Origin of the sequence: Vreelandella hamiltonii, assembly GCF_014651775.1 — a bacterium.
Classification (GTDB): Bacteria; Pseudomonadota; Gammaproteobacteria; order Pseudomonadales; family Halomonadaceae; genus Vreelandella; species Vreelandella hamiltonii.
The window spans coordinates 21,168-39,218 of the sequence record NZ_BMXN01000025.1; the positions used below are offsets into that span (position 1 = coordinate 21,168).

General features: G+C 61.5%; 18 protein-coding genes. 9 read left to right on the top strand and 9 right to left on the bottom strand.

Annotated elements, in window-relative coordinates; all coding sequences use genetic code 11:
* Nucleotides 1–16: 16 nt before the first annotated feature.
* The 8 genes from IE091_RS15725 to IE091_RS15760 all read left to right on the top strand — a co-directional run bounded on the left by IE091_RS15725 (nt 17) and on the right by IE091_RS15760 (nt 8,350).
* Nucleotides 17–745, top strand: coding sequence for an HAD family hydrolase (locus tag IE091_RS15725; RefSeq protein ID WP_144980954.1), 729 nt, complete (start codon nt 17–19; stop codon nt 743–745).
* Complete coding sequence (locus tag IE091_RS15730) at nt 738–1,448, top strand: UTRA domain-containing protein (RefSeq protein WP_144980951.1); 711 nt, start codon at nt 738–740, stop codon at nt 1,446–1,448. The genes IE091_RS15725 and IE091_RS15730 overlap by 8 nt, the downstream gene beginning before the upstream one ends.
* A gap of 114 nt (nt 1,449–1,562) precedes the next feature.
* Nucleotides 1,563–2,594 carry a putative 2-aminoethylphosphonate ABC transporter substrate-binding protein gene (locus tag IE091_RS15735; RefSeq protein ID WP_189464075.1) on the top strand — a complete coding sequence of 344 codons (1,032 nt, stop codon included), beginning with the start codon at nt 1,563–1,565 and terminating at the stop codon, nt 2,592–2,594.
* A 41-nt stretch (nt 2,595–2,635) separates the two neighbouring features.
* Complete coding sequence (locus IE091_RS15740; RefSeq protein WP_189464076.1) at nt 2,636–3,763, top strand: putative 2-aminoethylphosphonate ABC transporter ATP-binding protein; 1,128 nt, start codon at nt 2,636–2,638, stop codon at nt 3,761–3,763.
* A complete protein-coding gene (locus tag IE091_RS15745) occupies nt 3,760–5,454 on the top strand; it encodes a putative 2-aminoethylphosphonate ABC transporter permease subunit (protein WP_144980942.1) in 1,695 nt (564 codons plus the stop codon). Before IE091_RS15740 ends, IE091_RS15745 begins: the two co-directional genes overlap by 4 nt.
* A 57-nt stretch (nt 5,455–5,511) precedes the next feature.
* Entirely contained in the window at nt 5,512–6,642 is a 1,131-nt protein-coding gene (locus IE091_RS15750; protein WP_222114790.1) for a 2-aminoethylphosphonate--pyruvate transaminase, read from the top strand.
* Nucleotides 6,642–7,460: a phosphonoacetaldehyde hydrolase gene (phnX, locus tag IE091_RS15755; protein WP_039175012.1), complete on the top strand. Its 819-nt coding sequence runs from the start codon at nt 6,642–6,644 to the stop codon at nt 7,458–7,460. Before IE091_RS15750 ends, phnX begins: the two co-directional genes overlap by 1 nt.
* Nucleotides 7,457–8,350 (top strand): EamA family transporter, encoded by an 894-nt coding sequence (locus IE091_RS15760; RefSeq protein ID WP_016915278.1) that lies wholly within the window; start codon nt 7,457–7,459, stop codon nt 8,348–8,350. The genes phnX and IE091_RS15760 overlap by 4 nt, the downstream gene beginning before the upstream one ends.
* A 9-nt stretch (nt 8,351–8,359) precedes the next feature.
* Here the strand turns inward: IE091_RS15760 and IE091_RS15765 are convergent, their stop codons facing one another.
* The 4 genes from IE091_RS15765 to IE091_RS15780 form a co-directional block, all read right to left on the bottom strand.
* The gene (locus IE091_RS15765) at nt 8,360–9,103 is read right to left on the bottom strand and encodes a sulfite exporter TauE/SafE family protein (RefSeq protein ID WP_081136022.1); all 744 of its coding nucleotides are present in this window, start codon (nt 9,101–9,103) and stop codon (nt 8,360–8,362) included.
* A 74-nt stretch (nt 9,104–9,177) separates the two neighbouring features.
* A complete protein-coding gene (mgtE, locus tag IE091_RS15770; RefSeq protein WP_039175018.1) occupies nt 9,178–10,536 on the bottom strand; it encodes a magnesium transporter in 1,359 nt (452 codons plus the stop codon).
* Between the two features lie 149 nt (nt 10,537–10,685).
* On the bottom strand, nt 10,686–11,024 hold the full coding sequence (locus tag IE091_RS15775) for a DUF6482 family protein (RefSeq protein WP_189464077.1): 339 nt from the start codon (nt 11,022–11,024) through the stop codon (nt 10,686–10,688).
* 150 nt (nt 11,025–11,174) lie between these two features.
* The gene (locus tag IE091_RS15780; RefSeq protein WP_189464078.1) at nt 11,175–12,191 is read right to left on the bottom strand and encodes a 1-aminocyclopropane-1-carboxylate deaminase; all 1,017 of its coding nucleotides are present in this window, start codon (nt 12,189–12,191) and stop codon (nt 11,175–11,177) included.
* Between the two features lie 207 nt (nt 12,192–12,398).
* Between IE091_RS15780 and IE091_RS15785 the strand changes: the two genes are divergently transcribed.
* Complete coding sequence (locus tag IE091_RS15785) at nt 12,399–12,905, top strand: Lrp/AsnC family transcriptional regulator (RefSeq protein WP_189464079.1); 507 nt, start codon at nt 12,399–12,401, stop codon at nt 12,903–12,905.
* On the opposite strand, the gene otnC is transcribed toward IE091_RS15785, so the two are convergent.
* The 5 genes from otnC to IE091_RS15810 all read right to left on the bottom strand — a co-directional run bounded on the left by otnC (nt 12,902) and on the right by IE091_RS15810 (nt 17,980).
* Nucleotides 12,902–13,561, bottom strand: a complete 660-nt coding sequence (otnC, locus tag IE091_RS15790) for a 3-oxo-tetronate 4-phosphate decarboxylase (protein ID WP_039175063.1) — start codon at nt 13,559–13,561, stop codon at nt 12,902–12,904. The genes IE091_RS15785 and otnC overlap by 4 nt on opposite strands.
* The gene (gene otnK, locus IE091_RS15795) at nt 13,558–14,844 is read right to left on the bottom strand and encodes a 3-oxo-tetronate kinase (protein WP_189464080.1); all 1,287 of its coding nucleotides are present in this window, start codon (nt 14,842–14,844) and stop codon (nt 13,558–13,560) included. Before otnK ends, otnC begins: the two co-directional genes overlap by 4 nt.
* Before the next feature lie 22 nt (nt 14,845–14,866).
* Entirely contained in the window at nt 14,867–16,357 is a 1,491-nt protein-coding gene (locus IE091_RS15800; RefSeq protein ID WP_016915250.1) for a tripartite tricarboxylate transporter permease, read from the bottom strand.
* 57 nt (nt 16,358–16,414) lie between these two features.
* Nucleotides 16,415–16,885 carry a tripartite tricarboxylate transporter TctB family protein gene (locus IE091_RS15805; RefSeq protein ID WP_039175301.1) on the bottom strand — a complete coding sequence of 157 codons (471 nt, stop codon included), beginning with the start codon at nt 16,883–16,885 and terminating at the stop codon, nt 16,415–16,417.
* Between the two features lie 111 nt (nt 16,886–16,996).
* Nucleotides 16,997–17,980: a Bug family tripartite tricarboxylate transporter substrate binding protein gene (locus IE091_RS15810; protein WP_189464081.1), complete on the bottom strand. Its 984-nt coding sequence runs from the start codon at nt 17,978–17,980 to the stop codon at nt 16,997–16,999.
* Nucleotides 17,981–18,051 lie beyond the last annotated feature (71 nt).

Below are 18,051 nucleotides of genomic sequence, written 5' to 3' on the forward strand. Positions count from 1 at the left end.
ACGATAGGAGTTTGCCATGCGCCTGGCCCTGTTCGACCTTGATGACACCCTCCTGGATGGAGACTGCAGCGACCGCTGGAATTTATGGATGATAGAGCAAGGCTGGGTCAGCGATGCCGAAGGTTTCATGGCCCGCGCGGAAGCGATGCAGCAGGCTTACCATGCGGGCAAGTTGAAGCTGGAAGAGTTCCTGGCCATGACGCTGGCGCCGTTGCGTGGCCGCCGGGTCGACGACGTTCAAAAAGAAGTCGAGCGCTTCGTGGCTACTCACCTTCAGCCACGCATCTTCGAGCAGGCATGGCGCTGTCTCGATGCGCACCGACAGGCGGGCGATACGCTGGTCTTGATCTCGGCGTCGGCCTGCCATCTGGTCGCGCCCATAGCGGCCATGCTGGGGATCGACCACGTGCTGGCGGTGGAGCTGGAGCAGGACCGCTTGCCAGGCGGCGCCGTGTACACCGGGCGCAGCGTGGGGGTGCTTTCCTACCGTGGCGGCAAGGTCACGCGGCTACAGCAGTGGCTGGCGGAGCAGGGGCGTCCTGCGTGCCATACCACGTTCTATTCCGATTCCCGCAACGACCTGCCGCTGCTGCAATATGTCGATTGTGCGATTGCCGTCAACCCGGACCCGGTGCTGGCGGAGGTGGCTGGCGTCGAAGGCTGGCGACGCTTAGACTGGCGTTCAGGCACCCCACCGGGTGCGTCACCCCCTACGGCTCCTCCAGGAAAATCGGCGCATGCCTGATGCCTACTACCTACAGCTTACCGAACAGCTTCGCTACCTGATTGCACGATATGCTACTCAATGGGAGGGCAAGTTACCCGCTGAGCGCACCCTGGCCGAGCGTTTCTCGACTACCCGAGTGACGCTGCGCCAGGCCTTGGCGCAGTTGGAAGGAGAGGGCTTGATCCACCGCAGCAATCGACGCGGCTGGTTCATCTCTCCGGCGCGCCTGATGTACGACCCCACCCGAGACGCGGGCTTCAATGATTATGTTCGTGCCCAAGGCCGTCAGCCGCGTACCACCGTGCTCAAGCTGGAGTCGCGGACTCACCCTCCAGCAGCAAGAGCCCTGAGCCTCCCGGAGCATCAGGTGTTTCACCACATCCGCCGCCGCCGCTACGTCGATGACCGCGCCGTGTTGGCAGAGTCGTTGTGGGTCGTCCCTGAGCGTGCTCCCGAACTATTGGACATTTACACCCATCAGTCGTTATGGGGGCTGTTGCGCGAACGCTGGGGACACCACTTGGCGAATCGTTCGATACATATGGTCTCCGAAGCCTTGACCCCAGGCGATGCCGAAGAGTTGTTCGTGGCGCCCGGCACGGCGGGGCTCAATATTTGTCGTGCCATCTTCGATGATCGGCAGCGCCCCCTCGAATATGACGAAGAGCACTGGCTGCACGACTCACTGTGCATTCGGGTCGAGCTGTCGGGGCAGCAGTAAGAAGCGCCTGCGCATCCGCAACATGAAATTAAAGAATCGTTCAAACAAGCGTCACGGCTTTGTCATTTTTTTTATCCAGAATTCTGGTCTATACCAAAAACCTGGAGTCCTTCCATGTCAATGTCGCGCCGCGTGTTCCAACCTGCCTTGATGGCGAGTGCCTTCGCTTTTGCTACCACCGTCAGTGCCACCGAACTGACCGTCTATACCGCCGTAGAGTCCGATGATCTGCAAAAATATGCCGAGCGTTTCAACGCGGCACATCCCGACATCACCATCAATTGGGTACGTGATTCGACGGGGGTGATCACGGCACGCTTGCTGGCCGAGAAGAACAATCCACAAGCGGACGTGATCTGGGGCCTGGCGGCTACCAGCCTGCTGCTGCTTGAAGAAGAAGGCATGCTGGAGCGCTATGCGCCGGAAGGCGTCGACAACCTCGAGCCACGGTTCGTGGATCCGGCCTTCCGTGAGGGGCAAGATCCCGCCTGGGTTGGCATGGACGCCTGGGTCGCTGCGATTTGCTACAACACCATCGAAGGTGAGCGTCAGGGCGTGCCGATGCCTACTTCCTGGGAAGACCTGACCCAGCCTGAATTTGCAGGCCACGTCATCATGCCCAATCCCAACTCATCGGGTACCGGGTACCTGGATGTCGCCAGTTGGATCCAGCTCTGGGGCGAAGAGCAGGCTTGGGACTATATGGACCGTCTGCACACTAATATTTCCCGCTATACCCATTCTGGTTCGGCACCGTGCAGCCTGGCCGCCACGGGTGAAGCCGTAATCGGCGTCTCGTTCGCCTTTCGTGGAGCGCGTTTGAAGTCTCAAGGGGCGCCCATTGAGGTCGTATTTCCGGAAGAGGGGCTGGGTTGGGACATGGAAGCCGCTGCGGTCGTGGCTGGCACCGACAAGTTGGAAGCGGCACAAACGCTCATGGACTGGGCAGCTTCGCGGGAGGCCAATGAACTGTATAACGAAGGCTATGCCGTCGTGGCCTACCCAGGCGTGGCACAACCCATCGAGAACTACCCCGCCGACATTACCGAGCGCATGATCGATGCCGACTTCCAGTGGGCTGCCGTGAATCGTGAGCGCGTACTCGCCGAGTGGCAGCGTCGCTACGACGGCAAGACCGAACAGTAATCGTGAACAGGCCCCAACGTTCGTTGGGGCCGGGAGATGTTATGCAATCGACCCTGACATCGCCGCTCACGGCTGACTCGGCTGCAGCGGCGCCGCTCACACACTCCACCCATTTGGCCATCGAGGGAGTCACCAAGCACTTCGGCAGCTTTACCGCGCTGGACAACATTTCTCTGAGCATCCAGGAGGGTGAGTTCGTCTGCTTTCTTGGCCCGTCAGGCTGCGGAAAGACCACGCTGCTGCGCACGATTGCGGGGCTGACACGTCAGAGCGCAGGCGTACTCGTTCAGCGTGGCAAAGACATTTCCACCCTGCCGCCACAGGCACGGGATTTCGGCATCGTCTTTCAGTCTTATGCGCTGTTTCCCAACCTGACGGTCTTCGACAACATTGCGTATGGGCTGCGTAATCGCCGCGTCAAGCGTGAAGAGGTCTCGGCGCGGGTTGCCGAGCTGTTGGCGTTGGTGGATTTGACGGGCAGCGAAAGCAAATACCCGGCAGCGCTTTCCGGTGGCCAGCAGCAGCGTGTGGCCTTGGCCAGGGCCCTGGCCATGGAGCCCGCCTTGCTGTTGCTGGATGAGCCGCTGTCTGCGCTGGACGCCCGAGTGCGCGGGCATTTGCGCAGTCAGATTAAGGCGCTTCAGGAGAGCCTTGGCGTTACCACCATCATGGTCACCCATGATCAGGAGGAAGCGCTGACCATGGCAGATCGTATCGTGGTGATGAATCATGGCGTGGTCGAGCAGGTCGGTACACCGGCCGAGATCTATCATCAGCCAGCCAGTGCCTTTGTGGCCTCCTTTATCGGCACCATGAATTTTATCGATGTGACCGCCTCGACAGGCCAGCAGGTTCTGTTGGGCGACACGTGTTGCGACTGTCAGTCGCACACTCATGCGCCGGGCCAGCCTGCCCGTCTCGCCATACGCCCTGAAGCAGTGGCGCTGACGCGCCAACCAGGGCCACTGCAAGGCGAAGTCGTCGGCATCGAGTTCATGGGGGCTTACCAACGCCTTGCTCTGCAAGTGGCATCTACCGGCCAAATCCTGTTGGCAGACGTTCCCAGTCGTGACCAGCGGGCGATTGCGCCCCGCATTGGCCAAACACTGGGCATTCATCTGCCAGCAGAAGCCTCCTTTATCTATCCGGCGGGGAGCGTTCATTCATGACGTCGCTCACCCATGGCCGGTTGGCCCGTCACATGTCCCGTGAGTCGATTGTTCGCCTGCTGGTACTGCTGCTGGGGGCGGCATTGATGGTGGTGGGGCTGCTGTTTCCTCTCTTTGCCATGCTGGTCAAAAGCGTGCAGGACCGCAGCGGCGACTTTATTGGACTGGCGAATTTCGTGCAGTACTTCCAGACCCCGGCGCTGGTCAATTCGATCGCCAATTCGCTCCGGGTAGCGCTGATGACCACACTTATCGTGGTCGGTCTGGCCTTTCTGTGCGCCTATGGCATTACCCGTACCTGCATGCCCGGTAAGCGGGTATTTCGTATGCTGGCGATTCTGCCCATTCTGGCGCCCTCGCTGTTACCTGCCATTAGCCTGGTCTACCTGTTTGGCAACCAGGGGTTTTTGCGCGATGTGCTGATGGGGCAGTCGATCTACGGCCCGATTGGCGTGGTCATGGGGATGAGCTTCTGGATATTCCCCCATGCGCTGATGCTGCTAACCACGGCATTGACCCATAGCGATGCGCGGCTATACGAGGCGGCAGAGTCACTGGGCACACCCAAGTGGCGGACTTTCCTGACCATCACGCTTCCCGGTGTGCGCTACGGGCTGATTTCCTGTGTGTTTGTGGTGTTTACACTGGCGATCACCGACTTTGGTGTTCCCAAGATCATCGGCGGGCAGTTCAGCGTGCTGGCGACGGATGTCTATCGTCAGGTCGTGGGGCAACAGAATTTCCAGATGGGAGCGGTGGTCAGCGTGATTCTGCTGCTGCCAGCGGTGCTCTCTTTCCTGGTAGACCGCTGGATTCAGCGGCGTCAGGTGGCCCAGCTTTCAGCGCGGGCCGTGCCTTGGCATCCTACTCCCAGCCCGCTGCGTGATGGGGTGTTTGCACTGCTGTGTTTCGCCGTGGCAGGCGTGATTCTGTTGGTGATTGGCACGGCGATCTATGCATCGCTGGTACAGTTCTGGCCCTACAACCAAGCGCTGACCCTCAAGCATTACGCCTTTCAGGGCCTGGGTGGCGGTGGTTGGGGTGCCTGGTGGAATTCGCTGAGGCTGGCGTTCAGCGTGGCGCTGATCGGCACCCTGGTGATTTTCTTCAATGCCTGGCTGATCGAAAAAAGTGACGGTTACCGTGCGCTACGCCAGGGGTTGCACCTGATGGCCATGCTGCCAATGGCCGTGCCGGGGATGGTGCTGGGGCTTGCCTATATCTTCTTCTTCAATCAGGCGGGCAATCCACTCAACTGGCTGTACGGCACCATGGCGATTCTCGTGCTCAATACGCTGGTGCATTTTTATACGGTCTGCCACCTCACTTCCGTGACGGCGCTAAAACAGCTCGACCCAGAGTTCGAGGCCGTGGGGGCATCGCTCAAGGTACCTTTCTGGACCACGTTCCGGCGGGTGACCCTACCGGTATCGCTACCTGCCGTGCTGGATATTTCGGTCTACCTCTTCGTCAATGCCATGACGACGGTATCCGCCGTGGTGTTCCTCTATAACAGCGATACGCGGTTGGCGTCGGTGGCCGTATTGCACCTGGACGAAGCCGGCTATTTCGCCAGTGCGGCTGCCATGGCAGTACTGATCTTTTTCACCTCTCTGGTCGTCAAGCTTTTACACGCGGCCCTCACCCACGTTCTTCTCAACAATGCACAGCGCTGGCGTCAGGCGGGCTAGACAGCCCGCCATGTGGATCGCTACTCTGTATGCATTATCTGGTATAGACCAAATATGATGTCTCAAACAGCTCCCTATTTACTAACCCCCGGGCCGCTCACTACCTCGCCCGAGACCAAAGCCGCCATGCTGAGTGACTGGGGCTCCTGGGATGATGATTTCAACCAGGTCACTGCCGACGTACGTGCTCTGCTGCTGAGCATGGCCAACGCCCCAGCGGAGGAATTTGCCTGCGTGCCCATGCAGGGTAGCGGCACCTTCGCGGTAGAGAGCGCGCTGGCTTGCGCCGTCGCACCTGAGGCCACAGCCCTGGTCCTGATGAATGGCGCTTACGGCAAGCGCGCAGCGCAGCTGTTGAGCATGATGGGCCGACGTTACATCACGCTGGATACAGGGGACTACCTGCCACCCCAGCCAGAAGATGTCGCGGCACTGCTGCATCAACATCCAGACATCAGCGCGGTCTTTCTGGTGCACTGCGAAACCAGTTCCGGGATTCTGAACCCGCTGGAAGCCATTGCAGACATAGTGCATGCCCATGGTAAAACACTGGTTGTGGATGCCATGAGTTCATTCGGGGGTGTGCCGATCAGCCTGGCCGATACCCCTATCGATGTACTGATCTCCTCTGCCAACAAGTGTATCGAGGGCGTGCCAGGGTTCGGCTTCGTGATCATTCGGCGCAGGCTGCTGGAAGCAGGCCAGGGGCGGGCTCACTCGCTCAGCCTGGACTTGCACGACCAGTGGGCCTACATGGAGCGCACCGGCCAGTGGCGTTTCACGCCACCGACGCATACCGTGGTTGCCTTTCAGGCGGCGCTTCGCCAACACCAGCAGGAAGGGGGTGTTGCCGGGAGGCATGCGCGCTATGCCCAGAATCGTGACGCGCTGGTACAGGGCATGCGTGCGCTCGGTTTTCGCACGCTGCTGGAAGATCGCTGGCTGTCGCCGATCATCACCACGTTCATGAGCCCGGATGACCCTGCCTTTGTCTTCAACGCATTTTATGCAGCGCTCAAGGCCCGCGGCTTTTTGATTTATCCTGGCAAGCTGACAGAAGCCGAGAGCTTCCGAGTTGGTTGTATTGGCCAGCTCGACGTCACGATCATTGCTTCCCTGCTGCTGGCGATTCAAGAAGCGCTGAGCGAGATGGGCGTTTCTCTTTCCTCCCAAACATGGAGCCCATGATGCATTACCACTCTCCCCGCTGCCTGCAAGCGGTCATCTTCGACTGGGCTGGTACGCTGGTCGATTTTGGCTCGTTTGCCCCTACCCAGATTTTTGTCGAAGCGTTTGCCGAACTGGGGGTAGCCATCAGCCTGGAAGAGGCGCGTGGCCCCATGGGCATGGGCAAATGGGATCATATTCATACCCTTTGTCAGCAGCCCGAGATAGCCGAACGCTTCGTCAAGGCAGTCGGTCATGCCCCCAGCGATGCCGATGTCACGGCCCTCTACGAACGCTTCATGCCCCTGCAGATTGCCAAAATTGGCGATCATTCAGCGGTCATTCCCGGGGCGTTAGCGACCCTGGCGGCGCTGCGCGAAAAGGGGCTCAAGATCGGCTCGTGCTCTGGTTACCCTGCGGTCGTGATGGACAGAGTGGTGGCCCTGGCCGCCGAGAACGGATTGCAGGTCGACCATGTGGTAGCAACGGACGAAGTGCCCAATGGTCGGCCTTACCCCGCCCAGGCGCTGGCTAACGTCATTGCTCTGGGGGTGAGTGACGTGGCCGCCTGCCTCAAGGTGGATGACACCACGCCGGGCATTCTGGAAGGCCGCAGCGCGGGGATGTGGACGGTGGCGTTGACCTGTTCAGGCAACGCGCTGGGGCTCGATCATGCGCAGTACCAGACGTTGAGCACGGCCGAGCGTGAGGCGGCCCATCAGCGAATAGCCACTCAGTTTGCGGCCGCCCAGCCCCACTACTGCATTCCCAGCATTGCGGAGCTACCGAGTGTCGTGGCCGATATTCAGCACCGTCTGCAGCAGGGGGAGCGGCCTTGAGCCCCACCGCGCTCGCGCTGGTGCTGGTCTCTGTGTGCATGCACGCAGGGTGGAACGTGCTGGGCAAGCGCAACGCGCCCTCGCTTGGGTCGTTTGCGCTGGCTTATGGCGCTGGGGGTGTGGCGCTGTTGCCGCTGCTGGTGCTGGGCCCCTCCTTGACGGCGCTGCCGGGTGCCTTCTGGGGCTGGCTGGTGCTGTCCGGGTTTTGCCAGATGCTCTATATGGGAGGGCTCGCCTGGGCCTACGCCCGGGGAGAGGTGAGCGTCCTCTATCCCATTGCCCGTGCCTTGCCGGTGGTGATGGTGCCACTGGTATCGATTGCCTGGCTGGGCAATCGTGGCCTTGGCCTCTGGGATGGCGTCGGCATGCTGCTGATCATGCTAGGGGCGCTGGGCTTGCCACTCAGCCGACCCGAGGCTCGCCGTCTTGCTTCGTATCTGTCCCCCGCCATGGGCTTTGCGCTGCTGGCGGCGGTGGGCACCGTGGGGTACTCGCTGATCGACAAGCAAGCCCTGGGAGTCATGCAAGGCGCTGGCCATAGCAGTCTGACGGCAGGGGCGGTCTTCATGGTTCTACAGGCATTGATGACGCTGCTGTGGGCGCTCCCGCTGCTGGCCGTGTTGCCGGCAGAGCGCCGCCGATTGCCTGCGCTGCGACAGCAGGGGCTGACGATGCTGGTGGCCACGGGCTTGATGATGACCTGTACCTACGGGCTGGTGCTCATGGCCATGGCGCTGACCGACGAGGTCAGCTACGTGGTGGCGCTGCGCCAGCTCTCGATTCCGGTTGGCGTGCTGATGGGGGTGTTGTGGCTCAAGGAGCCTGCCTCCAGCGCCAAGACGCTGAGCACGCTGGTGATGCTGCTGGGGCTGTTGATCGTGGCGCTGTAATGCTTGCCGCTAGCGCAGCGCCTGCCAGACCAGGTTGAGGCCCACCACGAACATGGCCATGATCACCAGACGATAAAACAGCTTTTCATTGACGCGGCTTTGCAGCCAGAGGCCGTTGCGCACCCCGATCCAGGCAACCGGTACCAGCAGCAGTGACGCCCAGGCGCTGGTCATGTTGACCTCGCCAAGCCATACATAAGGGCCCAGCTTGATACTGTTGACCACGGCATAGGTCACCGTGCAGGTGGCAATGAACGTCTCCTTGGAGAGCTGGCGAGGCATGAGGTACATGTTCATGGGCGGTGCCCCCGCGTGGGCGATGAAACTGGTGAAGCCGCAAACGCTGGAGGCGGGCAGTGCCCAGCGGGTGGAAATGGGCTTCTTCGCCACGGGCTTGAGCAGCATGTAGGCCGCAAAGGCCACGGAGAGAATGCCCAGCACCAAGCGCACACCCTCTTCGCTGAGGCTGCCAAACAGCAGCGTGCCGACGGTCACCCCGATGAACAGGCCCGGCACGAAACGCCATACCTCCGCGCGGGAGTGCTTGCCCCACCATGCCTTGACGGCAAAGGCATCCATGACCAGCAGCAGCGGCAGCAGCAGACCCGCCGCCTGGGTAGGGCTGATCGCCAGGGCCATCAAGGGCACCGAGAGCGTGCCGAACCCGCCTGCGAATCCGCCCTTGGACACCCCGGTCAAATAGACAGAAAAGATGATCAACAGCCAGGCGATGACGGAGTAATCAGGAAGCATGGGCGCCTCGAATGCTTGGGTCGGTTAAAGGTTAGCGGGCGAAGGACATCTTACCCGATAGACCGCTTGGCTGATCACAAAATGATCAGCGTCGCGAGCCCCAGAAACGAGAGGAATCCCACTACATCCGTCACGGTGGTCAGAATGACCGCGCCAGACAGCGCCGGGTCGATCTGCAGGCGCTTCAGCACCAGCGGGATCAGTACGCCCGAGAGGTTGGCGAGGCTCATGTTGATGAAGATGGCGAGGGTAATGACCAGCGTGATCAGGGTCTGGCCAAACCACAGGTAGGAAATGCCGCCCACCACCAGGGCCCATACCAGGCCGTTGCTCATGCCGACCCAAAGCTCCTTGTTATAGAGCCATCGCTTGTTGTTACCGGCAATTTGCCCCAGGGCCAAACCGCGTATGACCACGGTCAGGGTCTGGCTTCCGGCAATCCCTCCCATGCTGGCCACGACCGGCATGAGAATGGCGAGTGCCACGATCTGGTCCAGCACCGCCTCGAACTGGCCAATGACGAAGGCTGCCAGAAAAGCCGTCAGCAAATTGATGCCCAGCCAGATACCCCGGCTTTTCGCGCTGCGTACGATGGGGGTGAACACTTCTTCTTCATCGCTGACGCCGGACATGTGCTTAAGCGTCAGGTCCGCGTCATCCTGCGTGATTTCGAGTATGTCGGCGGCATTCAATTGGCCCACCAACTGCCCTTCGCTGTTGCACACGGGCACGAAGTGAAGCTCTTTCGAGCGCAGCAGGCTGGCAGCGTCGCTGACCTTCATCTGGTCATGCAAGGTGTAAGGCGCGCTATCCATGAATTCGTCGACGGAGCACTCCTGCGACTGCTTGACCAGGTCGATCAGCGTCAGCGTACCGAGCAGGCGTTTATCCTTGTCGGTCACCATGACCTGCTGAGAGTCGACATCCAGCAGCCGGTGGATACGAATGTAGCGCTGAACGGCTTCCAGAGAGACGCCTTGTTTTACATTGACCGTTTCCGGGTCCATGTAACGGCCCACCATGTCCTCTTCATAGGTGTAGAGGTTTTCGACCTGGGCGCGAATCTCCTGGTCCAGGCTGGCATAAACGGACGTTTTGATCTCTTCGTCCGCAACATCGAGAACCTCGGCGACTTCCTGAGCATCCAGGCCTTTGACGATCTGCTCGACATCGCTGGCGGTCAGGTCTTCGATGTAGTCGGCGCGGATGTCTTCGTCGACTTCCGCCAGCACCTCACCAATGATGGTTTCGGGAATGTAGTCCCATAGCTGGTCTCGGGTTTTGGCAGGGAACGACTCGAGGGTGCGCGCGATGGCCAGAAAATCGAGCTCATTGAACAGTTCGTGCAGGGCTAGGGTGTCTTCGTCATCCAACAACTTTTGCAGGTACAGCAGTTGCTCTTCGGTATTGGTGTACTTCTCTTCGTCACGCATAGAGCCCATCCTCTGGGAAAACTTTTTGAAACAACTGCTTGGAAGCCCATGATGGCTCATTGACCATCTTATCGGCAGGTCAGGTTGAAAGCCACGGGGGGATTGCCCCTTGGGCAGGGTCGACCGCGATGGCCGCGACGGGTGACGCCTCAATGCCGCGTGGCAAAGGCCACGCGGACGCCCTGCTGAAGGCGCTGTTGGTCAGAGACGGGGGGCGTGGGGTGGCCAATCATTTCATCGGCAGCCTCTGCCCAGGTCAGCGTGCCATGGGTAAAGCCCAGGGGCGCCAGGGCGCGGCTGACCCACTGGGTGCCGCTGAAGCGCTGAGTGTCGCCTTGGGCCGTGCTGAGCAGGCTGACGGAGTCGTCACGATGGAGCCGGACGATGTACCAGCCCATGTCGAGCCCGTGCAGTTCTACCTCGGGCCGCGGTTCGGCAAGATGGGCCAGCTCGTCCAGGGTCAGGCGAAGGGGGAGTGGCGATGGCATGGTGTCACCTCATTGGCTTGCAGGTATGCCAGATGAGTCTAATAGATGTGACATGTTTGTATAGCTTTTGTTGGGTTGGCCACCCCTCGCCAAAAAGCCCGAGCAGCTGCCCGCTCGGGCTTGGGCATGGCCCAACCGCACTCGGTCTGGTCAGCCGTTGCGGAACAGGAAGCTGTAGGCATTGAGCGCGGGCACGCCGCCCAGGTGGGCATACAGCACCTTGGATCCCGCCGGAAACTCGCCGTTGCGCACCTTATCGATCATGCCGTGCATGGATTTGCCTTCGTACACCGGGTCGGTGAGCACGCCTTCCAGGCGGGCGCAGAGTCGAATGGCCTCCAGCGTGCCGTCATTGGGCAGGCCGTATTCGGGGCCGCCGTAGCGAGTGTCCAGGATCACGTCGTCATCGGCAATGCCGCCTTCCAGTTCGACCAGCTCGGCGGTGTGGCGGGCAATGCGCAGGATCTGCTCGCGGGTCTGCTCGGGCTTGGCCGAGGCGTCGATGCCGATCACCCGCTGGGCGCGGCCATCGGCGGCAAAGCCCACCACCATCCCGGCCTGGGTGCTGCCGGTCACCGAGCACACCACGATGTAGTCGAAGGTGAAGCCCAGCTCTTTCTCCTGCTGGCGCACCTCTTCGGCGAAGCCGACGAAGCCCAAACCGCCGTAGGGGTGTTCGGAACAGCCCGCGGGAATGGGGAACGGCTTGCCGCCCTGCTGGCGCACATCCTCCATGGCCTGCTCCCAGCTAGGGCGAATGCCGATATCGAAACCAGCGGCGTCCAGGCGAACGTCGGCCCCCATGATGCGCGACATCTCGATATTGCCGACCCGGTCATACACCGCATCGGAGTAGTTCACCCAGTTCTCCTGCACGAGGACGCACTTCATGCCCAGGTGCGCCGCGACGGCAGCCACCTGACGCGTCTGGTTGGACTGGATTCCGCCAATCGACACCAGCGTATCGCAGCCCTGCTCCAGCGCTTCGGGAATGAGGTACTCCAGTTTGCGGGTCTTGTTGCCGCCGAAGGCCAGGCCGCTGTTGCAGTCCTCGCGCTTGGCATACAGCTCGACCTCGCCGCCCAGATGGGCGCTCAGCCGTTTGAGAGGTGTGATCGGGGAGGGGCCGAACGTCAGTGGATAACGAGGGTAGCGTTCAAGGTTCATGGCAAGCTCCTGCATTGGCAGTCAACGCGATAGACAAGGATCGCTGGGTAACGGTGGTTGGAACGTTGGCGTGCTCCCTGAGGTTTATAGTAGGCGTTTGCCTATCCTGGCGGGTTGCGAAATGAGGGCTTTATAAACAACAATGGATTGTCTGATTGCGTTTATGGGTTTTATTGGTTCGTAAATTCGTTATTTGAGTAAATAATAATGTGTGCCAAACGAGCGGGAGGGGCCTCGGAGCCCCATGCCATGGGCGGTGAGCTGGATCGTATCGACAAGCGTATTCTCAAGCTGCTTCAGGAGGATGCGACGCTTTCCAATGTGGCGCTGGCCGAGCAGGTGAACCTCAGCCCTGCGGCCTGTTTGCGGCGTGTCGAAAAGCTGAAGCGGGACGGGGTGATCAGCCGAATCGTGGCCCACCTGAACCCGGAGCCCCTGCAGGCAGGCATGGTGGTGTTGATTGGCGTGGTGCTGGACCGATCGACGCCAGAATCCTTCGCGGCGTTCGAGGCGGCGGCTCAAAAAGTGTCGGGCTGCATGGAGTGCCACGTGGTCACCGGGGAGTTCGACTACTTCATGCTGGTGCGCACCAGGGACAGCCAAAGCTTCAACCGGCTACACGCCGAGCAGTTGCTCTACCTGCCCGGCGTGCGCCAGATTCGTTCGTTCATGGGGCTGCGGGAGGTGGTGTCGACCCACAAGGTACCTGTTTAGTCTCTGGGAAAGCGCGCTTCCAGCTCGGCAACCTGCTCTGGGGTCAGCCCCCGCGGGTTCTCGCCTCGCAGCAGCAGGTACAGCTTGGCGGTCTCTTCCAGCTCTTCGGTGGCATACACCGCCGCTTCGAGGGTCTTGCCCGCCACCACCGGGCCGTGGTTGGCCAGCAGCACCGCGCTGTGCTTGCCTGCCAGGCCCCGTACCGCCTCGCCCAACTGGGGGTCGCCCGGGATGTGATAAGGCACCAGCGGCAGCTTGCCCACCCGCATTACGTAGTAGGCGGTGAGCGGTGGAATACAGTCGCAGGGGTCTACCCCCGGCAGGCACGACACCGCCACCGAGTGGGTGGAGTGCAGGTGCACGATGGCGCCAGACTGCGGGCGCTCGTCGTACATGGCCATGTGCAGGAACTGCTCCTTGGTGGGCGCATCACCGCTGAGCAGTTGGCCGTGTGGGTCCAGGTGCGAGATACGGGCCGGATCCAGCCGCCCCAGACAGGCGTTGGTGGGGGTCATCAGCCAGCCGCCATCGTCCAGCCGCACGCTGATGTTGCCGCTGGAGCCCATGGTCAGGCCGCGGTCGAACAAGGATTTACCGAGCGTGCTGATCTGCTCGCGCAGGGCGTTCTGATGTCGGTGGCGAAGGGGCGTGCTCATGCCAGCACCTCGAAGGCCCGGGTGAAGAAGTCCACGCCGCCAAAGTTACCGGACTTCAGCGCCAGCGAGAGCGGCGCCTTGCGGCCTGGCCACGGGGTCTGGGTCCAGGGTACGCCGGGGTCGATCTGCTCACCGATGCGCAGCGTGGTAATGCCCAGCGCCGAAACCACCGCGCCGGAGGTTTCGCCCCCCGCCACCAGCAAGCGGCCCACGCCTTCATTGACCAGCGTGACCGCCAAGTGGCTCAGTGCGGTTTCCACCAGGTGCCCGGCCTGGGCAACGCCCAACGCCGCCTGGGCCGCTTTCACCTTGTCCGGGTCGGCCGAGGCGTAGATCAGGGTGGGGGCCTGCAACGGCAAGCGCTCCAGGGCGAAGGCCAGCGCCTGCTCCCACTGCTTGTCGCCTTCGCTCAGCGATAGAGGGTCCAGCGCAAAGCCACCGTCCGGGTGCTTGGCCAGGAAATCGGCCACTTGCGCCAGGGTGGCCCGTGAGCAGCTACCCGACAGTACCAGCGCCCCGCCCGCCGCAGGCGCTAAACGCCCCGGTTCGGTGATCGTCTCCAGCCAGCCTTGGGCTCGGTACTGCGCGGGCAGCGCCTGGCCCAGGCCTGAACCGCCAGTGACCAGCGCCATCGAGACGGTGGCTTCGGCCAGCACATCGAGATCCTGCTCATCCAGGGTGTCACAGATCACATGGCGTACGCCCTGTTCGGCCAGGGACGACAAATGCGCCCCGGTGGCCTCGGCACCGTTCGCCAGCACTTGGCGGCTGGCCAGCCCCACGGCGTGAGGCGTTTGGCGGGAGAGCACGCGGACCAGATCGGCATCCTGCATGGGAGTGAGCGGGTGGTGCTGCATGCCGCTGTCGTTGAGCAAACGGTCACCGACGAACAGGTGCCCCTGGTACACCGTGCGGCCATTGACCGGAAACGCAGGCACCATCACGGTGTGAGCGGCGCCCAAGGCCTCCAGCAGGGCATCGGCCACGGGGCCGATGTTGCCCTCGTCGGTGGAGTCGAAGGTGGAGCAGTACTTGAAGAACAGCTGGCGAGCGCCTTGGGCGCGCAGCCAATCGAGGGCGGCCAGGGAGTCGGCCACGGCCTCTTCCACCGGGCAGGAGCGCGACTTGAGCGCCACCACAACCGCATCGATGTCGCGAAGGTCCACCGCTTCTTGCGGCACGCCGATCACTTGCAGGCAGCGCATGCCGCCGCGCACCAGGTTATTGGCCAGATCGGTGGCGCCGGTGAAGTCATCGGCGATGGCACCAAGGAGAAGAGTCATGGGTCGCTTCCGTGGTCAGAGGTTAAGAAGTCGCTTTATTCAGGCGCGCACGCTTGATGAGCGGCATGACAATGGTGATGGTCAGCAGCAGCGCTGCCACGGCCAGTAACGAAGCGCTGATTGGTCGCGTGAAGAAAATCGACAGATCCCCCTGCGACATGGAAAGCGCACGGCGAAGCTCGCTCTCGGCGATGGGCCCCAGTACCAAGCCAAGAATGATGGAGACCAGCGGGAATTTGAGTTTCTCCAGCAGGAACCCCAGCACACCGAAGCCAAGCATCAGCCACACATCGAACATCGAGTTGCGCACCGAGTAGGTGCCCACGATGCAGCACATGATGATGATGGGCCCAAGGGCGGAATACGGAACGTTCAGCAGCTTGGTAAACAGGGTGATGAAGGGCTTGGAGAACAGCAGGATCATGAAGTTGACGATGAACAGGCCCGCAAACACGGCATAGATCAGGCTACTGTGCGTCATCATGAACATGGGCCCCGGCTGCAGGCCGTGCATGATGAACGCCCCCAGAATCACGGCCGTCGTGCCACTGCCGGGAATGCCCAGAGCAAACAGCGGCACCAAGGCGCCCATGGCGGCGGCATTGTTGGCCGACTCAGGCGCCGCAATGCCCTCGGGTGCCCCTTTGCCAAACTTTTCAGGATGTTTGGACCAGCGCACCGTCTCGCTATAGCTGACCATGGCGGCGGTGCTGGCACCGATGCCCGGCAGAATGCCGATGATGACGCCAATCAAGGAAGAGCGCGTCAGCGTCGGGCCGATCTTGCGCAGGATGGGCAGGTCGAAGATCTTGACCTTCACCTTCTTGAGCGGCTGATGGGTATCTTGATCCAGCGCGCGCTTCATGACCTCCGAGACGGCAAACAGGCCCACGATCATGGGAATCAGCCCGACACCTTCCATCAGGTTCAGGTTGTCGAAGGTGTAGCGGCTGGTGCCGGTGAGCGGGTCGATCCCGATGGTGGCGATGAATAGCCCCAAGGTCGCGCCGATCAGGCCATATATCAAGCGTCCGCCGAGTGACGCCACCACCGTCAGCCCTAAAACCGCCAGAGCAAAATACTCCGGGGACGAAAAGCGCAGCGCCATGGTGGCCAGCATCGGTGTGAAAATGATCAAGGCAATGGTGCCGACCAGCCCGCCAATGGCCGAACTGAGCACGCCGATGCCCAGCGCTTTGCCAGCCTGGCCTTGCTGCGTCATGGGGTAGCCATCGAACGCGGTCATGACCGCTTCCGGGGTGCCCGGCGCACGGTAGAGAATGGCCGTGATCAGCCCCGAGAAAACCGTGGCTCCATAAATGGCCGTCAGCACCATGAAGGCCGTGGTGGAGTCCATGCCGTACGTGATGGGCAACAGAATCACGACCAGAATCACGCCGCTGATGCCCGGCAGGGCGCCACCGATGAAGCCGATGAACACGGCAGAAGTCAGCAGCAGCAGGTTCAGGGGCTGCATCACGACGGCTAACCCGCCAAGAAAATTCTCAAGCATGGGTAGCTCCTTGACAGAAAACAGTGATGACAAGGGAGAGCATCAGGCGTAACGCGCTCATAGCGGTATCCCCAGCAGCATGACGAAGACGCCTTGCATCAGCAGCGCGGCGATGACCACCGTGGCCGCGATGACCCGCCAGGAGCGTGCGCCCAGCAACAGCGTACATACCAGCGTGAACGCCACGCTGGCCGCCAGAAAACCGATCAGGCCAATCAGCCAGGTGTAGACGAGCGTGGCAGCGATCAGCCACCAATGGCGCGTCGATGCCAGCGTAAAGCGCCACGGCGGTGGGGTTTCGTCAACGGGGTCGTCGTCATAGCGCTTGCCTTGCTTGGCATCCCGCCAGGTGATCAGCAAAAGCGCCGCGCCTAATCCGATGAGCGCCAGCAAGAGGGTCAGCGGCCAGACACGTGGGCCGATGAAGGTCGACACTTGCTCCGAACTGGGAAACTGCAAGGTAGGCACGAGGCTGGCAAGGCCGAGCACTACGATGGCTATCGCAAAGAAAGAAATCCTGGCGTACATGATCAACCCCGAAGGGAGCATGGCGCGAACAACCCGCAACGCATTGCTCGTGCCGATGAATATCGAAAGGCAAGCAGCGGTGGCTGCCTGCCTTGCCCTGGTACGAGTGGCTTACTGCTCGTTGTTGAGCAGCCGCGAGTAAAGCTCGTAGTTGTGCTCGAGTCGCTCGCGGTAGGCGTCGCCTGCCATCCAGCCGTCGCGGTAGGTCAGGTTCACGCGCTCGGCATAGGCCTGGTAGTCTTCCGAATCGAAAACGCCCTTCAGCACTTCTTCCAGCCGTTGAACGAGCGGGGCCGGGGTATCCGCATGGACGAACACGGCTCGGTCGTTGCCATCGGTCAGGTCCCAGTCATGCTCCACGGTAGTGGGGACATCGGGAAAATCTGCCAGGCGCTCATCGCTGAACACGAGAATCGGCATCATTTGACCCGCTTCGATGTAGCTCAGCAGCGGGCTCAGCGAGGTCGTGGTGGCATCGATATTGTTGCCCAGGACATTGGCCGTGGCGTTGCCGGTGCTGTCGTAGGGAATGAAGCTCATGTCCAGGCCAGACGCGTCACGCAAGGAGAGAAAAGCCACGTGGTCGGGGCTCGCCGTGTGCGTGCCGCCCACGGTGACCTTGCCGGGGTTGGCTTGGGCATACTCCAGGAACGACTCGAAATCCGGGTAACGCTGCGGATTGACGAACAGCGCCATGACGTCCGACTGCATGCGGGCCACGGGGGTGATCTGATCCAGGCCCACCGGGTTCTGCCCAGCCGCCAACGAGGTCACGTAAGTGGTCGAGGCAAAGTCCAGCGTATGGCCATCCGGGGCGCCATTGGCCGTGCGCTGGTGGGCCAGTGCGCCAGAGGCCGCGGGCAGGTTGACCACCGTGATGCGCGCGCCTCCCAGGGCCTCTTCGAACATGGGGCGAACCACGCGGGCGAAGTTATCCACGCCGCCTCCGGCACCCGCGGCCACCAGGAACTGGATCGGCTTGGTCGGGTAGTCGGCGGCTTCATCGGCCTGGGCGACCATGGCGGTGCTGATCAGGGCAACGCCCAGGGTCGTCATTTTCAGTGCGTGCGGTGTGAGCAAGAGCTTGGTAAGCATGGTGTTTCTCCTGACGGATTATTGTTGCTTTATTGTTTTGCGCTAGGTGCGCAATGGGCCCGTGGCACCAG

Excerpts from the sequence above, each read along its gene's own strand:
- IE091_RS15730 (WP_144980951.1), top strand. The coding sequence starts at position 738 with ATGCCTGATGCCTACTACCTACAGCTTACCGAACAGCTTCGCTACCTG.
- IE091_RS15745 (WP_144980942.1), top strand. The coding sequence starts at position 3,760 with ATGACGTCGCTCACCCATGGCCGGTTGGCCCGTCACATGTCCCGTGAG.
- phnX (WP_039175012.1), top strand. The coding sequence starts at position 6,642 with ATGCATTACCACTCTCCCCGCTGCCTGCAAGCGGTCATCTTCGACTGG.
- IE091_RS15780 (WP_189464078.1), bottom strand. The coding sequence starts at position 12,191 with ATGAACCTTGAACGCTACCCTCGTTATCCACTGACGTTCGGCCCCTCC.
- IE091_RS15800 (WP_016915250.1), bottom strand. The coding sequence starts at position 16,357 with ATGCTTGAGAATTTTCTTGGCGGGTTAGCCGTCGTGATGCAGCCCCTG.
- otnK (WP_189464080.1), bottom strand. The coding sequence starts at position 14,844 with ATGACTCTTCTCCTTGGTGCCATCGCCGATGACTTCACCGGCGCCACC.
- IE091_RS15750 (WP_222114790.1), top strand. The coding sequence starts at position 5,512 with ATGTCTCAAACAGCTCCCTATTTACTAACCCCCGGGCCGCTCACTACC.
- IE091_RS15735 (WP_189464075.1), top strand. The coding sequence starts at position 1,563 with ATGTCAATGTCGCGCCGCGTGTTCCAACCTGCCTTGATGGCGAGTGCC.
- otnC (WP_039175063.1), bottom strand. The coding sequence starts at position 13,561 with ATGAGCACGCCCCTTCGCCACCGACATCAGAACGCCCTGCGCGAGCAG.
- IE091_RS15765 (WP_081136022.1), bottom strand. The coding sequence starts at position 9,103 with ATGCTTCCTGATTACTCCGTCATCGCCTGGCTGTTGATCATCTTTTCT.
- mgtE (WP_039175018.1), bottom strand. The coding sequence starts at position 10,536 with ATGCGTGACGAAGAGAAGTACACCAATACCGAAGAGCAACTGCTGTAC.
- IE091_RS15775 (WP_189464077.1), bottom strand. The coding sequence starts at position 11,024 with ATGCCATCGCCACTCCCCCTTCGCCTGACCCTGGACGAGCTGGCCCAT.
- IE091_RS15725 (WP_144980954.1), top strand. The coding sequence starts at position 17 with ATGCGCCTGGCCCTGTTCGACCTTGATGACACCCTCCTGGATGGAGAC.
- IE091_RS15805 (WP_039175301.1), bottom strand. The coding sequence starts at position 16,885 with ATGTACGCCAGGATTTCTTTCTTTGCGATAGCCATCGTAGTGCTCGGC.
- IE091_RS15785 (WP_189464079.1), top strand. The coding sequence starts at position 12,399 with ATGTGTGCCAAACGAGCGGGAGGGGCCTCGGAGCCCCATGCCATGGGC.
- IE091_RS15810 (WP_189464081.1), bottom strand. The coding sequence starts at position 17,980 with ATGCTTACCAAGCTCTTGCTCACACCGCACGCACTGAAAATGACGACC.
- IE091_RS15740 (WP_189464076.1), top strand. The coding sequence starts at position 2,636 with ATGCAATCGACCCTGACATCGCCGCTCACGGCTGACTCGGCTGCAGCG.